The sequence below is a fragment of the Bacillus sp. 22190 genome (assembly GCF_052045575.1).
Classification (GTDB): Bacteria; Bacillota; Bacilli; order Bacillales; family Bacillaceae; genus Bacillus; species Bacillus altitudinis.
Window position 1 is genome coordinate 104,091 of record NZ_JBQEPF010000001.1, and the last position, 20,500, is coordinate 124,590.

Genomic DNA, 20,500 nt, shown 5'->3' on the forward strand with positions numbered 1-20,500 from the left:
AAAGGGAAGGTGATCGGGTTGAAACTATTTTTGGGCGCCATTCAGTGGATGGCATTTTTTATCGCAGCTTCTATTGCTGTGCCGATTGCGATTGCACAAGCATTTGAATTAAATCAAGTGCAGTCGGCGGAACTGATTCAGAGTACATTCTTTTCACTTGGACTTGTGGCGATGGTGCAGTGTTTATGCGGTCATATGCTGCCGATCAATGAAAGTCCAGCAGGGCTGTGGTGGGGGGTATATACCCTTTATGCAGGCATGACAGGGACGATTTTTGCTACATATCCTGAAACCTTGCAAGCGTTACAAGGGGCGTTAATTTTTAGTGCTGCGTTCTTTTTTATTTTTAGTCTTTTTAAAATCATTAATTGGCTTGCGTCTTTATTTACGCCGGTTGTCACAGGTATTTATTTGCTGCTGCTTGTTGTGCAGTTAAGTCAGCCAATCATGAAAGGGCTGATGGGGATCGGCTATCGGGGAAATCAGGTAGATGGGCTTGTCTTTTGTCTATCGATCTTGATTATTGTCATCACCTTCATGATCAGCCGCTCAAAATGGCATTATTTAAGACAGTTTTCTGTGTTATTTGCACTTGCAGGCGGCTGGCTGTTATTTGCTTTACTCGGACTAGCGAAGCCTGTTCGCATTCCTGAGCAGATCATTGAGTTTCCAAAACTGTTTCCGTTTGGCATGCCGGTCTTTGACAGTGGACTGCTTGTCACGTCCTTTTTTATTACGATCTTACTCATTGTGAATATGTTGGCAAGTATTCGAATTGTGGAAAGTTCCGTCAAGGCATTTGGTGAACTGCGTGAGCGGAAACGAGCCAGACCGGCTGGTTTTGTCGCCGCATTTGGTCATTTGCTGAGCGGACTGATTGGTGCGATTGCGCCTGTTCCTATTTCAGGGGCAGCGGGTTTTATACAAACAACCAAAATTCCATCGAGAAAGCCATTTTTCCTTGGCAGTCTGCTCATTGTCCTCATTAGTTTATTTCCATTATTGATGAGCTTTTTCTCTGCATTGCCTTCACCTGTGGGGCTGGCTGTGAACTTTGTGGTGTTCTCTTCTATGATTGGGATTGCTATGTCTGAATTCGATCAGTATGAAAAAGAAGACATCCCGCGCATTCGATTTGTGCTTGGCATCGCTGTTTTAGCAGGCGTGGGCGCAATGTTTGTGCCGCAGGGGGCATTGAAAGGCATGCATCCTGTGCTGATTTCTTTATTGAGCAATGGTCTTGTGCTTGGCACGCTGATTGCAATTGTGGTCGATCAAGTGCTGCTGCGAAAGAAGAAGAAATCCGACAATCTCGTGTCAGCATCATAGGAAAGTTGAATGTTGGATAAGACCCGCGCTATGATAAACATAATTGACGAGATAAGGAGAATGACGAATGAAACTATTTTTCATATTAGGTGCCATTAACGCCATGCTTGCGGTTGGTCTTGGAGCCTTCGGTGCACATGGACTGGAAGGGAAAATTCCTGAAAAGTATATTGAGATATGGAATAAAGGGGTTCAATATCAGATGTTCCATGCCATTGGCCTGTTTATTGTCGCCTTTCTGGCAGATAAGCTGTCAGGTGTTTCCCTAGTGCCGACCGCTGGCTGGGTGATGCTGGCAGGCATTCTTTTCTTCTCAGGAAGCCTTTATGTGCTTGCCTTGACTCAGGTGAAGATATTAGGTGCCATTACACCAATTGGCGGAGTGGCATTTATCGCTTCTTGGATCATGCTAGTGATTGCAGCAGCAAAAAATTTATAAGCTAGGAAAACCGATGCTCTCATAGGGGCATCGGTTTTTTTCTTAACTCCAATAAGGAGAATAGTTCGGAGGTGCTTGATAATAAGGTACATAGTGGGAAGGGGGGACAGGGTGAGTTTGTGCCTCTTCCTCCCGGTGGCAGAAAGGTCCGATAAACACACCAGGCTTCACAGGCTGCGTCGCCTGTTTCCACTGCGTTTCGTTCATGCAATAAGTATGTGCCATGATGTGAGAAGGCGTGAGGGTTAGAAGGTCTGAACCTAAGATGACTTCTGGTGTCGATGCGTTAAAAATGGCTAACAAATGGGTTTTGTCCTGTAAGGCGACTTCGTAATGCCACCAGCCTTGTGGCACATTGGCTACCTGCCCGGGGGTAATGGTGTAGGTGGACAGCTTTTTTGTAAAAGGGTTCAGCATGGATACAGCAGCAGAGCCGGCGATACAATAAACAAGCTCGGCAGCATTTTGATGATAATGAGGCTCTACTACTTTGCTTTTACTCAAATATATATCCAGCAGAGATACTTGATCGAGCGAATTTAATTGTTTTTTTCCTAAAACATTAATCAGGTTGTGTTGGTCATATTTCACAAGGGGGCTTTGATTCAAATCAAATGAATATTTGACATTCGGCGATGTATAATCCAGCTCAACAGTCATTGATGTCACCTCTAGGCGTTTAATAAAAACTACTAGGCATCTTATGAGCCTTCCCCCGAAGGTGTGTCAAAAACCTAGACAAAAGAAAAAAGCAAGGGCGTCTGCACCTTGCTGTTGATATGAACTTGAGGTTATCTCGGAGAATACGTAGACATCGAGTATGGATAGTCATATTGAATTTCCCCATCAAACGTAATGTAATCAAGATAGATCGTTAACAATAAGTATCGTGTCCCTGTTTTGTTATCACTGATGATAATGTGATCACGTCCTGCGGCCTCAATGACCCCTCTAAAAATCTTAGAGTTCCATTCTTTACTTGCCTCAAACGTCATATAGATCGTGGCTACTTTGCCGCGGTTTAATCGTAAAATATTTTCAATATAGGACTGCTCAAGCGGCAGCTGACCGGTGACGTTCTGCTGATAAATCGGTCCAGAAGGAATTTGATAGGGCTGCCCGCCACTTTGCCCACCTTGGCCTCCTTGTGAAGTACCAGTAGACGGCATTGGCGAATACCCCTGCTGCATTTGACCTTGCATTTGACCCTGCGTTTGGGGAGGGACTGAATAACCCATCTGCTGCGCAGGATACGGATTTGCTCCATATTGTTGCTGGCGAAAATCTTGACCTTCGAAACCCGAACCTTGCCCAAATTGATTTTTCAATTTCATAACGTTCCTCCTCTTTCCTCATGGTGTTCTAAACAGAAGGCAGAAAAGCGCCTGTTGTTTCCATAGCATTCTTTTTCTCTTTCACACTATGAGACAGGAAGAGAGAATATGTACATTGAACGAAAAAAAGGAACTGCCATGCAGTCCCGCAGATTGTTGACAAAGGGCTAAAATGATGTTTATTTTAGCCCTTTGTTTTCTTTTCAGTGTTATAGAAAACCCCCCGCGTTCTTCGTTAGGTCTGTGATTCAGTGCACAAGATACGAAATTCATTTCGATCAGGTGATCAATCTTACATTATCCAATTTATAGCTCGCTGGAGATCAGATGAAAGTGTCACGATGAGAAAAGATGCCGCAAGCGGTGTGATCACAACGAGAAAGGCTTGCCATAATTTTAGCTTCATCACAGCGGCAATGCTTAAAATAGCCATTCCCAATATCCACGTCTTTGCATAAGCGTCAATAACAGTAAAAAGATCGAGATAATACCAAATTTCATAATGCTGATCTAAATAGGGTGAGATTTTGACAAACGTATACGGACCGAGCATGCCAATCGTGAAAATCCAACTGAGTGCAAATAAAGCAGAAGGGAAAAAGATCGACAGCGAGCAGGCTTTCAGTACATCTCGATACGCGGTTTGACTGCCGAAAAAAAGGCGTCCTAACAACTTTAGGATGAGTACACCGAAAAATAGACCGAGATTGCCTGCTAAAATACCATATCCTGCACCTTGTAACAGAATAAAAGGAAATGGAATATGATTGCCCATATATTCGCTAAAATACCCTTCGTAGACCCAGCCCGTACCAGCGATACTTGCAAGGAGCATCATCAGCCAAATTGGAATAGAGGAATGTTGATATGAGCGAATAATTGTTTTAGTCGCGACGAAAATTTTTAAAAACCGAAAAAATCCTTTTGCTTCCTCTTCTTTGGGGAGATCATTCTTCATAACTTCCAATGTTCTTTACTCCTTTAATACACATAAATGATTACTAATATTACCAAAGTGTTCACGTTTTTCAAAGATAGATCGATAAAAAAATCCAATTTTATAAAAAATAGGTCACTCTACAGTCTCTTTAAGAGGAAACACATATGATAACCATAGTTTGAAAGAGACTGAGGTGAAAACTTTGACAAAAGTAACTGTCATTATGACGAGCTACAACAAGTCGGCTTACGTCGGTAGATCAATTGAAGCGATCCTGCAGCAGACGCTGTCAGACTTTGAGCTATTCATCATGGACGATGGTTCAAACGAAAAAACCCTTGCTGCTATTGAGCCTTTCCGTAAAGATTCACGCGTTCATTTTATCCAAAGCGGTGTCAAAACGCTGGAGGAGAGAACAGCGAAAACCCGATACGCCGTCCTGATTAATCAAGCGTTAGAACTGGCAAAGGGCGAGTATATTTCCTATGCCACAGATGACAATGTCTATGCTCTGGATCGTTTAGAGAAGCTCACTCGTTACCTAGATGCCCGCCCATGTGAAGATATTGTCTATTCTGGATCGAAAGTAATCTATTTAAATAGCAAAAAAGAGCCAATAAAGGAAACAATTCGACCTGCGCAAACAGTGCACTGGAATGCACCTTGCGCTATAGATCATTGTTCGGTTGTTCATCGTGCTTCTATTTTAACAAAAATTCATGCTGAATTTGGGTCTTACTGGGATGAGAGTCCACATTTTTATCGAATAGGGGACGCCCGGTTCTTTTTTCGATTGAATCATTTTTATCCGTTCTATCCCTTTGATGAAGTATTAGATATCAATTACATCACGGAACAGTCGATTCACTATCAGCTGGCAGAAGAAGAGAAAAGTGCCTTTATTCAAGCACTTCCTCCGCAGTCTACCTGCAGGGAGCTCCGTCATATATTAAAACAAAGACATGGGAGGTGACCTTAAGTGTCGCATTATATTCATCATTATTGGCAGGTGTACTTTGAGTATGTGAATCTGATGAAAGACTTAACCTATCGCCACATCCCCCTTGGATTAATCAGTAATTTTTATCAATACATCAGCCCTGAAGTGAGGGAACGTATGGAAGATGAGGCGTTTGGTGAAGAGCTGACAACGACTTGTCCAAAGCCGCAAGACATTCAGCCCTTTTTTGATCAGCATAAACAGCAGATCAAGCGTATCCCTTATCGTCCGAGTCATGGAAAGGTGCTGCTTCACTTTGAACACCTGCGTTTTACTGAACAAAATTACACGCGGTTCCATCCGAACCAAACAGTGGTGCTCGCGCGCTGGAAGAAGGCTGATTATTTCGGATTACCGGTGATCAGCAAGCCGGAATTAGCCGGAGAGGTTAATAAAGAAGCCCATGTTGAATATATTGAAAAAGCAAATGCTCTATTGAAACCTTACGCCCACCATCCTGTCTTTGGCAATGTCTTTTTTAGAGAAAAGCTTCGGAAGGACATTGTGCAATTTATTGATGTGATTGACCAAATAGAAACGCTATTTGAGATGCAGCCGATCACAGCTGTCGTGGTTGGTACGACGGAGGATGCATATAGCCGTGTGCTCGCCTTGCAAACCGTGAAGCGCCATCTCACAAGTATTTGTCTTCAGCACGGTGCGCTCATGGGAGACGAAGCCTTTTTGCCGATTTTCACCACCTGCCACGGAGTGTTTGGAAAATATGAAAAGGACTGGTATGTAGACAAAGGCTGTCAGCCTGAGCAGGTGGAGATCACAGGTCACCCGAGATTTGATTTGGTGCAGGAGCGAACACCGCTTCAACAGGAAATGGTCTTTCGTAAATTGAACTTCAATCCTGCCAAAAAGACTGTGCTCGTGGCAACACAGCCGTTTTCAGAAGTCTTTTACGGTGATGTTCTTAAAACGATTGCAAAACGGAAAGATATTCAGCTGATTATGAAGCCGCATCCGTGGGAAATCGCTCGAAATCGATTAAATGACTACACAGCGATTGAACGTGCGGGGAACCATGTGAGATTAATTAAAAAAGAGATCGACTTGTATGACCTTCTGCCGTATATGGATATGGTCATTACGCTCACATCAACAGTTGGTCTGGAAGCAATGCTCTTTAAAAAGAGTGTACTGATTGGAAAAATGACAGAAGGCAGAAGATACCCTTATTACGAGTCGCTTGGCAGCTGCCACATGGAAAACCCTATTGAGTTGGCCGAGAAAGCGATCCGTATTTTATCGGATGAACAAGAAATGAAGCTGGCGAAACAGCAAGGAGCTCGTTTCATTCAAGAGCATTATCCGCATGCACAATCGACCGATGTTCTGCTTTCTCTGCTCAAAACAAAAACAGGCGTGGATTTTCAGAGATGAAGATAGGGGTGTGCAAGCGATATGGGACAAAAGAGAGCACAATTTCTTCCTTATGCACTGCCTTTTATTGAACAGGAAGAAATTGATGAAGTCATTGGAACATTAAAGTCCGGCTGGTTGTCCACCGGACCAAAAGTGAGACAGTTTGAAGAAGAGTTTAGGCAGCTGACTGGAGCGAAGCACGCAATAGCAGTCAATTCATGTACAGCTGCTCTATTTTTAGCGTTAAAGGCGAGAGGCATTGGAGCTGGTGATGAGGTCATCACAACGCCTCTGACGTTCTGCGCAACAGCCAATACGATCATCCATACGGGGGCAGCCCCTATTTTCGTGGATATTGATCCGGCGACACTCAATCTAGATGCGAAAAAATTAGAAGCGGCCATTACACCACATACGAAAGCGGTTGTCCCTGTACATTTTGCTGGTCAATCGTGTGATATGGACCAAATTTTAGCGATTGCCAGAAAATATGATTTGTTCGTGTTGGAGGATGCCGCTCATGCCCTCTATACGACCTATCATGATCAACCGATTGGATCAATTGGTGATGCGACCGCTTTTAGCTTCTATGCAACGAAAAACATAGCGACTGGTGAAGGCGGCATGCTGACGACAAATGATGATGCACTTGCGGCTAGAATCAGAAGGCTGGCGCTTCACGGGATGAGCAAGGGAGCGTGGAATCGTTATGGAGAAAAGGGAACATGGTATTACGAGGTCGAGGAACCGGGCTATAAAATGAACATGTTTGACGTGCAAGCATCGTTAGGGCTCGTTCAGCTAAGCCGGTTGAAGGAGATGCAGACACGCAGAGAACAGATTGCGAAGATATACAATCAGGCATTTCAACATGAAGCTGGTCTCATCTTGCCGCCTGTACATGATGAGGGAAGACATGCGTGGCATTTATATGTGCTGCAAGTTGATCCAAAAGAAGCAATGATCACACGCGATGACATGATTGATCAGCTGCAAAAGGAATATAAAATCGGCACGAGTGTTCATTTTATTCCCGTTCACTTGCATCCATATTATCAAGAGACCTATAACCATTCACCAGAGGATTTCCCTGAGGCACTCACTTATTACAAACGAACGCTTTCGCTCCCGCTCTATCCAAGTATGACAGATGAAGATGTGCAGGATGTCATCACCGCAGTCGTGTCAATTTTAAAAGACAAGAAGGCCTCTTCATGAAAGTCGTTCATGCAATAGACGATCAGGTGCTGGCAGCTTGGCTGAAAACATATGGTCTTGAAGCGGAACGCATGGCAGGATTCAAGCAGTTTGCTCTTGTCAGCGGCGCTAAGCTCAAAGCAGTGCTGCTATACGAATGGTCCAAATGGGAGAGCGGTATTTTTGACAAGCATATTTTTCATGTGAAGTTTGTGGAAGCTGAATCAGCGCTGCTCTTTAAAGAATTGATGGAGAGATTCATCAATTGGATGAGAACAGAAAAATGTGATTTTTTCTTTTTACGTCTTGAGGCGGCTGATCTTGAAAAAAACCGCATTGTTCAAAAACTATCCCATGTGTATTATGTCGGTGGTCTCACTAGGCTTGAGGCACCGCCTGCCCTCATGGAGATGCCATCATCAGATCAAGATGTGGTGATGGGTGTGCCAGATGAAAAGGATTACGATGAGGCGGTCTTACTAGGTAATCAGGCTTTTGTGAAAAGCCGTTATGCCCTTGATCCATATTTAGACCAGCGTGTTGTTCAGCATTTTTATCAGGAATGGATGAGAAACAACCTACTTGGACGCGCAGATATTAACCTCGTTGCCAAGGTGAATGATGAAGTGGTTGGCTTGATTCAAGGTATGACAAAGGGTCATGAGATGGGGCTTGAGCTTTTTGCGATTAGACCGGATGTTCAAGGAAAAGGGATCGGAAAAAAGCTGTTTATTGAGATGATGAAAGTGTCTCATGACAGAGGGCATCACTTCATTTCTGCGGGGACACAGCTTCATAATACAACAGCTATCCAGCTGTACGAAAAGATGGGGTTTAGGACAACAAATGCCTTTTTGTATTACCATGTGTGGCCGAAAAAAGGAGAGAGGTAAGATGGCGCATTTCTATATCGGAGATCGCAAAGTGGGAGATGGTGCGCCTGTCTTTATCATTGCAGAGGCAGGCATTAACCATGATGGAAAGCTGGATCAGGCACTTGCTTTAATTGATGTGGCAAAAGAAGCAGGGGCTGATGCGGTGAAGTTTCAAATGTTTCAAGCGGATCGGATGTATCAAAAGGAACCGGGGTTATACGAAACGGCCAAAGGAGAAGAAGTGTCTATTTTTTCTTTAGTGGAACAAATGGAGCTGCCGCCAGAATGGCTGCCTGTCTTATTGAGACGTTGTAAGGAAAAAGGACTGATGTTTTTAAGCACCGTGTGTGATGAAGAATCGGCTGATTTATTGAATCAAACGAATCCGCCTGCTTTTAAACTGGCATCCTATGAAATCAACCATTTGCCTCTTTTGCGTCATACGGCTTCTTTTCACAAGCCGATCATTTTTTCAACAGCTGGGGCCACCATTGCTGATGTTCATGAAGCATACGAAACGATTACGAGCCAGCAAAATAAGCAAGTCGCCATCATGCATTGTGTGGCAAAGTATCCAGCACCTAGAGCATATACGAACCTGCGGGTAATTCAAACCTTAAGGTCCGCTTTCCCTGAAGCAGTCATTGGCTTTTCAGATCATAGTGAACACCCGACGGAAGCGCCAGTAGCCGCTGTGAAGCTCGGGGCAGCAATGATTGAAAAACATTTTACAATAGATAAAACATTACCCGGAGCGGATCATTCATTTGCTCTTAGTCCTGAAGAATTAAAGGAAATGGTTCAGCACATTCGAGCAGCAGAAAAGCAGCGGAATCAAGCGGAAATAGACGTTCATTCATTACCAGAGGAGCTTCTTGGCAGTTCTTATAAAACGACAACAGCCATTGAAGGGCAGATTCGAGAATTTGCGTATCGAGGAATTTTTACGACCAAAGGCATTGCAAAGGGAGAGACCCTCACGTCAGAAAATGTAGCTGTGCTGCGCCCTGGACAAAAAAATCAGGGGTTGCATCCGCGATATATGCCGATTTTACTTGGCACAAAGGCTGTGAGAGACATCCCAGCTCATACAGGTGTTTCGTGGAAAGACGTACTCATGCAGGAGTCTCGAGATGATGCATGATGTACTTTTTGTCATTCAGGCTAGGATGGGGTCAACAAGACTGCCTAAAAAAGTGATGAAACCGATCGGCAGCATGGCGCTGATTGATTTGATTGTGGAGCGGGTGAAGCAATCAGATGATTACCATCACAAAATGCAAAACCTTATGATTGCCACAACGGTTGAGCCAGAGGATGACTATTTGGCTCAATACTGTATGTCAAAGGGCTATAAGGTGTTTCGAGGCAGTGAGGCAGATGTGCTTGAGCGGTTTGCGCAGATTGTTCGCCAATTTGAACCTAAAACGGTTGTACGTTTAACGGGAGACAATCCATTTATAGATCCTTCGCTTTTGTCGAAAATGCTTGAAAAACATAGACAGGAAAAGGCTGACTACACATATACGAACGGAACACCACTCGGTATTTCCGGGGAAATGATTGAGGCATCTATTTTATGTGAAATCGACAAATTTCCCCTCACTTATTCAGAACGTGAGCATGTCACGCTGTATATCAGAAAGCATCCCGAGCAATTTCACCTTCAATTATTCACACCGCCCAAAGAACTTGCATATCCTGCTTATCGATTCACGATTGATACAGAAGAAGATTATGTGTTTGCTACCTGTTTATTAGAGAAAGCTGGTGGTTCTATTGCTGTGCCGACAGCTGAGCTCATTTCCATCTGTGAACAACATCCAGACATTGTTCGTTTGAATCAATCTGTGAGACAGAAGGATGCTGAATGAACAAAAAAATCATGATTGTTGTTTATGGGGGTTTTTTAAGAGGAATGGGTCATGTCGTCAGAATGAAACGTTTGGCAAAAGAACTGCTTCAGGAAGGGAACAACTTATATTTCTATACAAATGATCAGATTTGTGTAGAAATGCTTTCGCACCCAGAGTGGCACGTTCAGATGGTGCATGAGTCGAATGCGCTTCTCCAGGTCCAACAAGACATCAAAAAGCTAAAGCCTGACCTTTTAGTCATAGATGTCCTTGATTGTGATCTTCAGTTTCTTCAAACGATCAAAGACTCCTGTGGCAGTGCGAGGCTGGTCTTATTTGAGGAAAAAAGAGAGGAAGCCTGTCAGCTTGCAGACACGGTCATAAACGGCATTTATGGCGGTCTGGACGGGAAGCACGAGCAGGTTAATGGCACGGCTTATTATCATGGAACGCCCTATTTATTGTTAGATCACGAGATTAATCAATTCAAAGACACATATGAGGTTCGGAAAGAATGTAAAAAGGTGGTCATCAGCCTTGGCGGAAGTGATCCGTGCGGCCTGTTATCAAAGGCTGTATCGGCGCTTCTTCAAACAAATCACCTAGACATTTTAGCGGTCGCAGGAAAAGCCTCTCACATCAAAGAGCAAGTAGAGGCGGAACATATCCAATTCATTCAACATACAGATCAACTACCGGTTCTTTTATCAGAAGCTGATGTGGCTATCGTAGCAGGCGGTATGACGTTATATGAGGTAATTTGTATCGGGGTGCCCAGCATTGTCCTATCGCAAGTAGACCACCAAGCAGTGACAGCGAGCATGTTTGCGCAAAAAGGCGCTTGTTTTCACCTTGGATTAGGTGACCTTGTGGAAGAAAAAGACCTGTTGCAAGCTGTTCAAAAACTGTCTGACAGCTATTTTCTCCGCAGAAGCATTCATCTTAATGGACGTTCACTCATTGATGGAAAAGGAATCGAACGAGTGAAAAACATTCTTATACACCTCATGAATTCACACCAAAAAGAACATAAGGATGTGTAGATGTGAAGGGAGTTATTTTAGCAGGAGGAAAGGGATCACGGCTGGCACCATTAACGAAGATTTTCAACAAACACTTGCTGCCGGTTGGTCCATACCCGATGATTTATTGGTCATTATTCAAACTGAAAGAAGCAGGAATTGTAGATGTGATGCTGATTTCACAGGAAGAACAAATTCCGTTGTTTCAAAAGTTACTGGAAGATGATCGTGAACTTGGGATGAACATTGTGTATCAAGTACAGCCAGAAGCGTCTGGTATTTCCGATGGTTTATCCTATGCAAAGTCCTTTGCTCAAGGGGAAAAATTTGTGCTGATGCTTGGTGATAATGTATTTGAAGATTCATTACGCCCTTTTGTCGACGCCTTTAGGCAACAAGAAAGCGGAGCCAAGGTTTTATTGAAAGAGGTGGCAGATCCAAAACGGTTTGGCATTGCAGAAATTGATCCTGCTCATCACCGAATTTTATCAATTGAAGAAAAGCCAGAGCATCCGACGTCATCTTACTGCGTCACGGGCATCTATTTTTATGATCAAGACGTCTTTCAATATATCGAGGAAATCTCGCCGTCAGATCGAGGTGAACTAGAGATTACTGATGTGAATAATCTCTACATCTCAAATAGCCAGCTGACCTATGATATGTTAAAAGGGTGGTGGATTGATGCAGGAACACATGAATCTCTCCACGAAGCATCAACAAAAATGTTTGAAACGATGAAGGAAAAAGAGGGATACGAATGACGAAGTCTTATTTAATTACAGGTGGAGCAGGGTTTATTGGACTGAATTTTGTGAAGCTGCTGCTTCAAGAATCCGATGTCCGGCTGACCGTATTTGATAAATTAACATATGCCAGTCATCCAGAGGAGATGGAATATTTATCAAAGCTGCCTCATTTCCGTTTTGTCCAAGGAGATATCACGCTGCAAGACGAACTAGATCAAGTATTTGATGAAGCCTATGATGCCATCATTCATTTCGCAGCAGAATCACATGTCGATCGCAGTATTGAGTCAGCAGAACCCTTTATCCAAACAAATGTCCTTGGTACCTATCGTATGCTCGAAGCTGTCTTAAAGGGAAAGGCGAATAAACTCATTCATATTTCTACAGATGAAGTATATGGAGATTTGGAGCCGGATGATCCTGCTTTCACAGAACAAACACCACTCTCACCGAATAATCCTTATTCAGCAAGCAAGGCAAGTTCAGACCTGCTTGTGAAATCTTATATCCACACCCACCAATTACCCGCAATGATCACAAGATGTAGCAACAACTACGGACCTTATCAGCATGAAGAAAAATTAATCCCAACCATTATTAGAAAAGCGGTCAATGGTGAAAAGATTCCGATTTACGGAGACGGCCAGCAGATCCGCGATTGGCTCTATGTAGAGGATCATGCGAGAGCCGTAAAACAAGTAGTAGAAAACGGAACAGTCGGTCAGGTGTACAATATTGGCGGAGGCAACGAGAAAACAAATCTTGATTTAACCAAAACCATTCTCACACATCTAGGCATCTCTCATGACCAAATCGCGTTTATTCAAGACCGGAAAGGGCATGACAGGCGGTATGCCATTGATGCCAGTAAGCTAAAAGAAGAGCTCGGCTGGGTGCAGGCAACTTCATTTGAAAAAGGTATCGAAAAAACGATTGATTGGTATCGTGCCAAATATGATCAAAGTGAAGAAGGGTGACCGATGAAAGTTTTAATCACCGGTGCAGGCGGCCAATTAGGGAAAGAATTGACGAAACAGCTGAAAGAAAAAGACATCACCGTCATTGCTTTAACAAGGAGTATGCTGAATATCGCAGATCAACAGGCAGTCAGACATGCAATGAGACATTTCCGTCCGGATATTGTTGTCAGTGCGGCTGCTTATACGTCTGTGGATCAATGCGAAACAGAAACGGAAAAAGCCTATCTTGTGAATGGGATTGGCGCCTACTATACAGCGCTGGAGGCTAAGAACGTAGGGGCAGATGTGTTACATGTCAGCACAGATTATGTATTTGATGGGCAAGCGGATACCCCTTACCAAGTTGATGCACAAGCAGATCCGCAAACCATTTATGGAAAGAGTAAAAAACTTGGAGAAGAATTGATTCATCTTGTGTCAGATGAAGTGAAGATCATTCGGACATCGTGGCTCTATGGACATGAGGGACATAATTTTGTGAATACCATTCTTCGACTGGCTGAAACGAAGGATCATTTGCGCATCGTCAATGATCAGTTAGGGTCTCCTACTTATACAAAGGATGCCGCAGAAGCTTTGATTCACTTGTTTGACCAGAAAGCAGGTATTTATCATGTCAGTAACCGAGCTAGCTGTTCATGGTTTGACTTTGCGACAGAAATTGTGGCAGCAAGCGGTCTGTCTACGACAATTGAACCCATTTCCACTGAAGAGTATGGTTTCCAAACACCTCGGCCCGCCTACTCTGTTTTAGATCTGCAAGCGATTGAAGCGACAGGCTGGAAGCCAAGACATTGGAAAGATGCACTTCATGAATACTTGCAGAAAGAAGGGAGATTCGAGCAGCATGATTGATGGTGTACAAACGAAAAAACTCATGAAACATTGTGATGATCGCGGCTTTTTCGCAGAGCTTATTCGAGATGACGAACCGATGCTGAAGCGCTTTGGGCAGGCGTCGTGGTCGAAAAGTTTCCCAGGAGTCATCAAAGCCTTTCATTATCATGAAAAACAAGACGATGTTTGGTTTTTCCCAGCAGGTCATGCACAGGTCGTTTTATACGATTTGAGAGAAGATTCCCCGACAAAGGGTCAAACCGATGTGTATTATATGGGAGAAGATAATCCGATGCTGCTCCTCATTCCAAAGGGAGTTGCACATGGCTACCGCGTATTAGGGGAGACGCCGCTGCAGATTGTTTATTTTACAACAGAATCGTACGACCCAAAAAACCCAGATGAGAAGAGAATTGCGTGGAATGATGAGGCGATCGGATTTAACTGGGAAACGACATTTAAATAGAGAAGAGAGGCCTTTCGCAGGAGAAAGGTCTTTTTTATTTTCATCCATGGGAAATGGAACTAGACAGCCTTACATTTCTGAATAGAACGTTCTCGTTTATAGCTGCCGAAGCTGATGATAAAACCAACAAGCGTAATGAGTGCACAGACAAGACCTACCGTATGATATCCGAAATGGACATAAACGGGTCCCATCAATGCGGAACCGAGCATAACAGCAAGGTTGGAGGCCAGGCTGTAAAAAGCCATCACTTTCCCGCGATGGGTTTGAGAGCAGTCGCTTAGAATGGTGCTTAGAAGCGTGACAGATAAGCTTTGCATAGCACCCCAAATAAATAGGGCGAAAATCAGCAACATCCACGAGAATGGCGCATAAGGAAGCAAGGCTAGAACAAGCGCAATTCCACCTAGCACGAAGACAAGGGAACGAGTTTTACCGAACCAGTCTGCTAATTTTCCAGTAAACATACTCATAGAAAAGCCGACACCATAAGCCATAATAAGAAGTCCAGCTGTTGATTGTCCGCCATCAAACAGACTTTGCAGATAAGCACCTAAAAACGAGTACATGCCGTAAAATCCAAGCATATTGCAAAACGTCACAGTCAAATAGGCAGGCACACGATTGATTTTCAAAGCTCCCCATAAAGAGCCTGTTTTCTCTCTAGCATGAGGTGCCTTCGGATCAGCTGCTCTGACTTGTTTTCTTGATTCAAGGATGACAAGCAGCAGGACAATGAGACTCATCATAGCGAAGATCCAAAACGTCCAGCGCCAGTTTAAACTCTGGCCGATAAAGGCGCCAATGGGCACACCAAGGACAAGAGAAAGAGACCAGCTCGATACAATGAGTCCCATCACTTTGCCGCGGTATTCGTATGGAACCCGGTCGCCCACAAGAGCATAGGCTGTTGGCACGAATACACCAGTTGCCAGCCCTGAAATAGCACGGCCTGCAAAAAACACGGCCAAATTTGGGGCAGCAGCACACATCACTGTTCCAATTAAAAAGAAGGACAGCCCAATTATCAAACACAGCTCTCTTGAATATCGGTCCCCTAAAGGAACGAGTAGCGGAGCTCCAACCAGCACAGCTAACCCATAAATGCTGATGGAAAGAGCGAGAACATCAAGAGAGTGCTGAAAGGAGTTTGATAAATCAGGCAGCAGTGGTGAAATCACCAGTTCCTCCGATCCCGCCGCAAAAACGCCAAGTGTGAGTGCAATGGCAAGTGTGATGGGAAATGTTTTAGAAGCCTGGCTGTCTAAAGATTCTTTCATCAAGTGATCCCTCCATACTTGCTTTTTCATTCAATTCCGTTAAAATAAATTCTACCATTATTTAGTTTTATTTTACATTTCGTATCATAAGTATCATCATAAAATACTTTTCAAATGGAACGATTTTGGGATAGGAGCGTAACGAATGAAAATCACCGATGTGGATGTGCATATTTTAAACGAATTGAGAGAAGATGCCCGCTTATCAATGAGGGAATTGTCCAAACGAGTGAATTTATCAGCACCTGCGGTAGCAGAAAGAGTGCGAAGACTAGAGGATGCAGGGATTATCGAAGGGTATTCTGTTCAAGTCAATTATAAAAAGCTGGGTCTGATGATAGACTGTTTACTGGAAGTCACCGTATTAAATGGGGAGTATCAGCGTTTTGTGACATTTATGAACCAGCATCCACGTGCGTTCTTTGCTTATCGAGTGGCAGGACAGTCCTGTTTTTTCATTAAGCTGTCTGTTTCTTCTCTTGAAGAAATTGAAGCGTTTATTCAAGATGTGTCTGGCTTTACAAAAACGGTCTCTCATATTGTCTTATCAGAGCATTCCTTTACCCATCCCATTCAGGAACGTGTGAAACAAATAGAAGAGCCAGAAATGACCGTGGTGAAATAGAAAAAGGACCTGCCCTCAGGTCCTTTTTCCTCTATACTAAAATATTCGTATAGTAATCATTTGTGATTAAAGGAGTTAATTCTTTTGAAGCTTTTAAAAGTAATAGATTACGCAGCAATAATGGATATGCACAGAACAAGAAGCAAAGAAAGTCACTATAATCATTTGCCTATAGACGTAGGTAACAGGGATCGTTTTTTTAGTGCTCAGCCTATTGATTTACAATTTCACATCAACAACCATACAGCAAACTTAGAAAGTGGAATATTTTCCTTTAATTCAAGCATCAAATCTGGTGAAGATAAGAATGACAAGGTTTCTGGGGAAGTGTTTTTACGAAAAGAGTCAAAGCACAAACCCAATGTAATCTTTGTACATGGATGGAGAATGGATTCATACGACAGAATCAAGAAGATTTTTCACGATAAAATTGTTAAAAATTATGATTGGAATATTTATTACTACACGTTGCCTTATCATTTCAATAGGGAACCACAGAATTCAACATATTCTGGTGAACACATGATTAGCGCCAATATAAGTCGAACAGTGCAATCCTCCCAGCAAGCTATTGTTGAACTTAGAGGGCTGATTAAATGGATCAAGGAAAATGAAGGTGGAGAAATAATTGTAGTTGGTATTAGTTTAGGAGGGTGGCTAACAAACTTATTAGCAACAGTCGAGAAACATGTGAATATTGTTGTATCAGCTTTTTATGCGAATAATATTGCGCATTCCATCTGGAACACTCTTCCTGGGAAGTATATACGAAGAGATCTGGAGAAACATGGAACAACGCATGAAGAACTCGACAAAGCTTGGGATATTATGAATCCTAGTAAAGCAAAACTTCTCGTAGACAAAGAAAATGTACTTTTAATATCAGGAAAATATGACATGTATATCGACATAAACGATGCTGATACTCTGTGGAATAGCTGGAATCAACCTAAAAGGTACTTATACAGTTGTGGGCATGCTGGAATTGTTCTATCTAGAAATAGAATAGCAGCTGACACACTTCAATTTATTGAAAGTAGGCTAAAGAAATAAAATGATGTTCATCCTCACTGCATTGTTGAGGGCCGTGAGTTTAGTTTTGTTTCTTACTTATCCTGAAAATGAAAAAAAGATGGGGAAGTTTTTCATGATGAGATCACCTTTCTAAACAAATACATAAAAAGGCTTCGGAGAGATCCGAAGCCTTAAGAGTTTATCATACATGGAAATAAGACGCTAGCTGCTCGTTTGCTAATCGGTTTCCAACAAAGAAGGAACCAAATTCGCCGTAACGTGCACTCACTTCATCAAATCGCATTTCGTAAACCAATTTTTTAAATTGAAGCACATCATCAGAGAAAAGAGTGACGCCCCACTCATAATCATCAAAGCCAACAGAACCTGTAATGATCTGTTTTACTTTCCCAGCATAGCTTCTGCCAATTAAGCCATGGCTTCTCATAAGGGATTTACGTTCATCCATTGAAAGCATGTACCAGTTGTCATTGCCAGAACGTCTTTTATCCATTGGATAGAAACAGACATATTGAGAAGAAGGAAGCTCTGGATAGAGGCGCGCACGTACATGCGGGTTCTCGTAAGGGTCTCCGCCATCTCCGCCTCCTGCTAAGTAGTTGCTGAGTTCAACAACTGACACGTAAGAATAAGCTGGAATCGTAAACTCTGCTAGTCGTGTCTTGTTGAATTCAAGTTCAATTTCACCTAGTTCTTCCATGGTCGGACGTAAAATCATGAGCATAATATCTGCTTTTTGGCCGACAATACTATAGATTGTTTGGCTTCCAGCCTGATTGTGCTCGGCTGTTTTCCATTTTTCTAATAGACCTGTGAACTCATGAATGATGGCTTGACGCTCATCGCTTGTCAGCAGCTTCCAAGCCGTCCAGTCGATCGTTCTAAAATCATGCAGCGCATACCAGCCATCTAGTGTTTGAGCTGCTTCATTTGTTGTATGTTGTTCGCTCATTTCTTTCACTCCTATTTACAGTTTTCCATCTGTTCCAACTATAACATAGTTTGTCCAAATGAAGATGTGATCAAAACTTGAACGACGAAAACGCTTTTCTAGAAATTGATTTAATTAGTTTGAAAAATAAGAATTTAAATTGTAAGCGCTATAATGTAAGTTGGTAGTTTGAATTTATGTAGAAGAAGAGTATGCTTAAAAGAGAACGCTTTTTTTGTAAAATCAAGGAGGGTATTGAAGTGGCAGATATTTTTTCAACAGTTCAGGAAAAGGTTGCAGGTAAAGGAGTTAAGATCGTTTTTCCTGAGGGAATGGACGAACGCATTCTAACAGCCGTTCAAAAACTAGCAGATGGCAAAGTATTGCAGCCAATTGTTGTAGGTAAGAAAGAAGAAGTAGAAGCAAAAGCAAAAGAATTAGGTCTTACACTTGATGGTGTTGACGTGTATGATCCTCATACATATGAAGGTTTTGAAGATCTTGTGCAAGCTTTCGTTGAAAGACGTAAAGGCAAAGCGACAGAAGAGCAAGCGAGAAAAGCATTACTGGATGAAAACTACTTCGGTACAATGCTTGTGTATAAAGGTCTTGCAGACGGCCTTGTAAGCGGAGCAGCACACTCAACTGCTGATACAGTGCGCCCAGCACTTCAAATCATTAAAACAAAAGAAGGCGTAAAGAAAACTTCTGGCGTCTTCATTATGGCTCGCGGCGAAGAGCAATATGTGTTTGCTGATTGTGCGATCAACATTGCACCAGACAGCCAAGATCTTGCTGAAATTGCGATCGAAAGTGCAAACACAGCAAAAATGTTTGACATTGAACCACGTGTGGCGATGCTTAGCTTCTCAACAAAAGGCTCAGCAAAATCAGACGAAACAGACAAAGTGTCTGAAGCGGTTCGCATTGCAAAAGAAAAAGCACCTGAGCTTGTTCTTGATGGGGAGTTCCAATTCGATGCAGCTTTCGTTCCTTCAGTGGCAGCGAAAAAAGCACCAGATTCCGTCATCAAGGGCGATGCTAGCGTATTTGTTTTCCCTAGCCTTGAAGCTGGAAATATTGGCTACAAAATTGCCCAGCGCTTAGGTAACTTTGAAGCTGTAGGTCCAATCCTGCAAGGTCTAAATCAGCCAGTAAACGATCTTTCAAGAGGCTGTAATGCCGAAGACGTTTATAATCTTGCGCTGGTTACAGCAGCTCAAGCACTATAAAATAGCATCTCGACTAGAGCAGTCAGTACGATAGATTCGTGCTGGCTATTTTTTTATTTTGTCCAAATGTGTACAATAAAGGGTGAAAAGAAAACACGAATCGTAGATAAAGCCGATAGGATAGGCAGGTGCTATAATGGAGGATTTAATATATAAACTTCAGCATAAGGTCGCATTTTTAACCGATGCGCAGAGGAGAATTGCAGATTATATCGTACAAAATCCAATGGAAGTCGCTTTTTTAACTGTCGATAAATTGGCGTCAAAAGTCGGGACGAGTACAGCAACGATCATGCGATTCTCTGCTGCTGTGGGGTATTCCGGTTTTTCTGAATTCCAAAAAGAGCTTCAATCAGCTATGAAACATAAAGCCGACCCTCAAACGAGACTTGAAGCGAATCTCAAGCATTCAAATAAGAATAAGCTCCTGCATGACCATGTAGAACTGCAATTTCAAAATATCCAGTATGCACTAGACAATATCACGGAAGAAACCTTTCAGCAGATTGTTGGGAAAATAGCCAGCGCACGCCACGTTTTGTGTACAAGTGTTCGAAGTGGAAGACCTGTTGGTGAGTATCTGTCACTCGGAATCAATCGGTTATTGGGGAATTGCCAATACATTGATGCAGACAAAAGCGACTGGGTGGATGATTTGGTTCATTTCAACTCTAGTGATTTCATTATAGCGGTCAGCTATCCGCGTTATGCAAAACGCATGAAGGACTTGTTGGAAGCAGCGAAGTCTTATGGGGTGGAAGTGCTTTTAATCACAGACAGCTACAGCTCTCCACTAACCAAATATGCACAATATGTATTACCATGTTCCTCAGCAAGTGTAGGCTCTCATAACTCTGTCGTATCTGCTATCTTTATCGTCGATTACATTTTAAGTGCCTTAGCGATGAATGATCCTGAAAGAACAAAACCACGTTTAGATCAAATCAATCATATGTTAACGAAAATGAGTTACCACACAACACATTAGTCGTGTGGAAC

The 20,500-nt window shown here is 42.8% G+C and carries 22 protein-coding genes; 17 read left to right on the plus strand and 5 right to left on the minus strand.

The window, feature by feature from the left end; genetic code table 11:
• Window positions 1–18 precede the first annotated feature (18 nt).
• Entirely contained in the window at window positions 19–1,329 is a 1,311-nt protein-coding gene (locus ACTJKA_RS00540) for a purine/pyrimidine permease (protein ID WP_007497786.1), read from the plus strand.
• A gap of 67 nt (window positions 1,330–1,396) precedes the next feature.
• A complete protein-coding gene (locus ACTJKA_RS00545) occupies window positions 1,397–1,768 on the plus strand; it encodes a DUF423 domain-containing protein (protein ID WP_003215282.1) in 372 nt (123 codons plus the stop codon).
• A 42-nt stretch (window positions 1,769–1,810) separates the two neighbouring features.
• On the opposite strand, the gene ACTJKA_RS00550 is transcribed toward ACTJKA_RS00545, so the two are convergent.
• The 3 genes from ACTJKA_RS00550 to ACTJKA_RS00560 form a co-directional block, all read right to left on the minus strand.
• Window positions 1,811–2,428, minus strand: coding sequence for a cupin domain-containing protein (locus ACTJKA_RS00550; RefSeq protein WP_007497783.1), 618 nt, complete (start codon window positions 2,426–2,428; stop codon window positions 1,811–1,813).
• 131 nt (window positions 2,429–2,559) lie between these two features.
• Entirely contained in the window at window positions 2,560–3,102 is a 543-nt protein-coding gene (gene gerQ / locus ACTJKA_RS00555) for a spore coat protein GerQ (protein WP_007497781.1), read from the minus strand.
• 292 nt (window positions 3,103–3,394) lie between these two features.
• The gene (locus tag ACTJKA_RS00560) at window positions 3,395–4,060 is read right to left on the minus strand and encodes a hypothetical protein (protein WP_234900746.1); all 666 of its coding nucleotides are present in this window, start codon (window positions 4,058–4,060) and stop codon (window positions 3,395–3,397) included.
• A gap of 184 nt (window positions 4,061–4,244) precedes the next feature.
• Between ACTJKA_RS00560 and ACTJKA_RS00565 the strand changes: the two genes are divergently transcribed.
• From ACTJKA_RS00565 to ACTJKA_RS00615, 11 genes are read left to right on the plus strand one after another with little or no spacing between them, the layout of a single operon-like run.
• A complete protein-coding gene (locus tag ACTJKA_RS00565) occupies window positions 4,245–5,015 on the plus strand; it encodes a glycosyltransferase family 2 protein (protein WP_171465892.1) in 771 nt (256 codons plus the stop codon).
• A gap of 6 nt (window positions 5,016–5,021) precedes the next feature.
• Entirely contained in the window at window positions 5,022–6,434 is a 1,413-nt protein-coding gene (locus tag ACTJKA_RS00570) for a capsular polysaccharide export protein, LipB/KpsS family (protein WP_171465891.1), read from the plus strand.
• A gap of 21 nt (window positions 6,435–6,455) precedes the next feature.
• Window positions 6,456–7,634 carry a DegT/DnrJ/EryC1/StrS family aminotransferase gene (locus ACTJKA_RS00575; RefSeq protein WP_171465890.1) on the plus strand — a complete coding sequence of 393 codons (1,179 nt, stop codon included), beginning with the start codon at window positions 6,456–6,458 and terminating at the stop codon, window positions 7,632–7,634.
• A complete protein-coding gene (locus tag ACTJKA_RS00580; protein WP_265154594.1) occupies window positions 7,631–8,506 on the plus strand; it encodes a GNAT family N-acetyltransferase in 876 nt (291 codons plus the stop codon). The genes ACTJKA_RS00575 and ACTJKA_RS00580 overlap by 4 nt, the downstream gene beginning before the upstream one ends.
• Before the next feature lies 1 nt (window position 8,507).
• Window positions 8,508–9,632 (plus strand): N-acetylneuraminate synthase family protein, encoded by a 1,125-nt coding sequence (locus ACTJKA_RS00585; RefSeq protein WP_017368267.1) that lies wholly within the window; start codon window positions 8,508–8,510, stop codon window positions 9,630–9,632.
• Window positions 9,622–10,362, plus strand: a complete 741-nt coding sequence (locus ACTJKA_RS00590) for a glycosyltransferase family protein (RefSeq protein WP_171465888.1) — start codon at window positions 9,622–9,624, stop codon at window positions 10,360–10,362. The genes ACTJKA_RS00585 and ACTJKA_RS00590 overlap by 11 nt, the downstream gene beginning before the upstream one ends.
• Window positions 10,359–11,387, plus strand: coding sequence for a glycosyltransferase (locus ACTJKA_RS00595; protein ID WP_322536084.1), 1,029 nt, complete (start codon window positions 10,359–10,361; stop codon window positions 11,385–11,387). The genes ACTJKA_RS00590 and ACTJKA_RS00595 overlap by 4 nt, the downstream gene beginning before the upstream one ends.
• 2 nt (window positions 11,388–11,389) lie before the next feature.
• Entirely contained in the window at window positions 11,390–12,130 is a 741-nt protein-coding gene (locus ACTJKA_RS00600) for a sugar phosphate nucleotidyltransferase (protein WP_017360113.1), read from the plus strand.
• Entirely contained in the window at window positions 12,127–13,092 is a 966-nt protein-coding gene (gene rfbB / locus ACTJKA_RS00605) for a dTDP-glucose 4,6-dehydratase (RefSeq protein WP_224558806.1), read from the plus strand. The genes ACTJKA_RS00600 and rfbB overlap by 4 nt, the downstream gene beginning before the upstream one ends.
• Before the next feature lie 3 nt (window positions 13,093–13,095).
• Window positions 13,096–13,950 (plus strand): dTDP-4-dehydrorhamnose reductase, encoded by an 855-nt coding sequence (rfbD, locus tag ACTJKA_RS00610; protein WP_079919330.1) that lies wholly within the window; start codon window positions 13,096–13,098, stop codon window positions 13,948–13,950.
• Complete coding sequence (locus ACTJKA_RS00615; protein WP_008343612.1) at window positions 13,943–14,398, plus strand: dTDP-4-dehydrorhamnose 3,5-epimerase family protein; 456 nt, start codon at window positions 13,943–13,945, stop codon at window positions 14,396–14,398. Before rfbD ends, ACTJKA_RS00615 begins: the two co-directional genes overlap by 8 nt.
• 59 nt (window positions 14,399–14,457) lie before the next feature.
• On the opposite strand, the gene ACTJKA_RS00620 is transcribed toward ACTJKA_RS00615, so the two are convergent.
• On the minus strand, window positions 14,458–15,678 hold the full coding sequence (locus ACTJKA_RS00620) for an MFS transporter (protein WP_265154595.1): 1,221 nt from the start codon (window positions 15,676–15,678) through the stop codon (window positions 14,458–14,460).
• Window positions 15,679–15,823: 145 nt separating this feature from the next.
• Between ACTJKA_RS00620 and ACTJKA_RS00625 the strand changes: the two genes are divergently transcribed.
• Together ACTJKA_RS00625 and ACTJKA_RS00630 are read left to right on the plus strand one after the other, a co-directional pair.
• Window positions 15,824–16,303 carry an Lrp/AsnC family transcriptional regulator gene (locus tag ACTJKA_RS00625; RefSeq protein WP_440607583.1) on the plus strand — a complete coding sequence of 160 codons (480 nt, stop codon included), beginning with the start codon at window positions 15,824–15,826 and terminating at the stop codon, window positions 16,301–16,303.
• 84 nt (window positions 16,304–16,387) lie between these two features.
• Window positions 16,388–17,356, plus strand: coding sequence for an alpha/beta fold hydrolase (locus ACTJKA_RS00630; protein ID WP_171465885.1), 969 nt, complete (start codon window positions 16,388–16,390; stop codon window positions 17,354–17,356).
• Between the two features lie 163 nt (window positions 17,357–17,519).
• Here the strand turns inward: ACTJKA_RS00630 and hemQ are convergent, their stop codons facing one another.
• On the minus strand, window positions 17,520–18,290 hold the full coding sequence (gene hemQ / locus ACTJKA_RS00635) for a hydrogen peroxide-dependent heme synthase (protein WP_024719459.1): 771 nt from the start codon (window positions 18,288–18,290) through the stop codon (window positions 17,520–17,522).
• 239 nt (window positions 18,291–18,529) lie between these two features.
• Between hemQ and pta the strand changes: the two genes are divergently transcribed.
• Window positions 18,530–19,501, plus strand: a complete 972-nt coding sequence (pta, locus tag ACTJKA_RS00640; RefSeq protein ID WP_345911323.1) for a phosphate acetyltransferase — start codon at window positions 18,530–18,532, stop codon at window positions 19,499–19,501.
• Window positions 19,502–19,637: 136 nt separating this feature from the next.
• Window positions 19,638–20,489, plus strand: coding sequence for a MurR/RpiR family transcriptional regulator (locus ACTJKA_RS00645; protein WP_041091375.1), 852 nt, complete (start codon window positions 19,638–19,640; stop codon window positions 20,487–20,489).
• The last annotated feature ends 11 nt before the right edge of the window (window positions 20,490–20,500 follow it).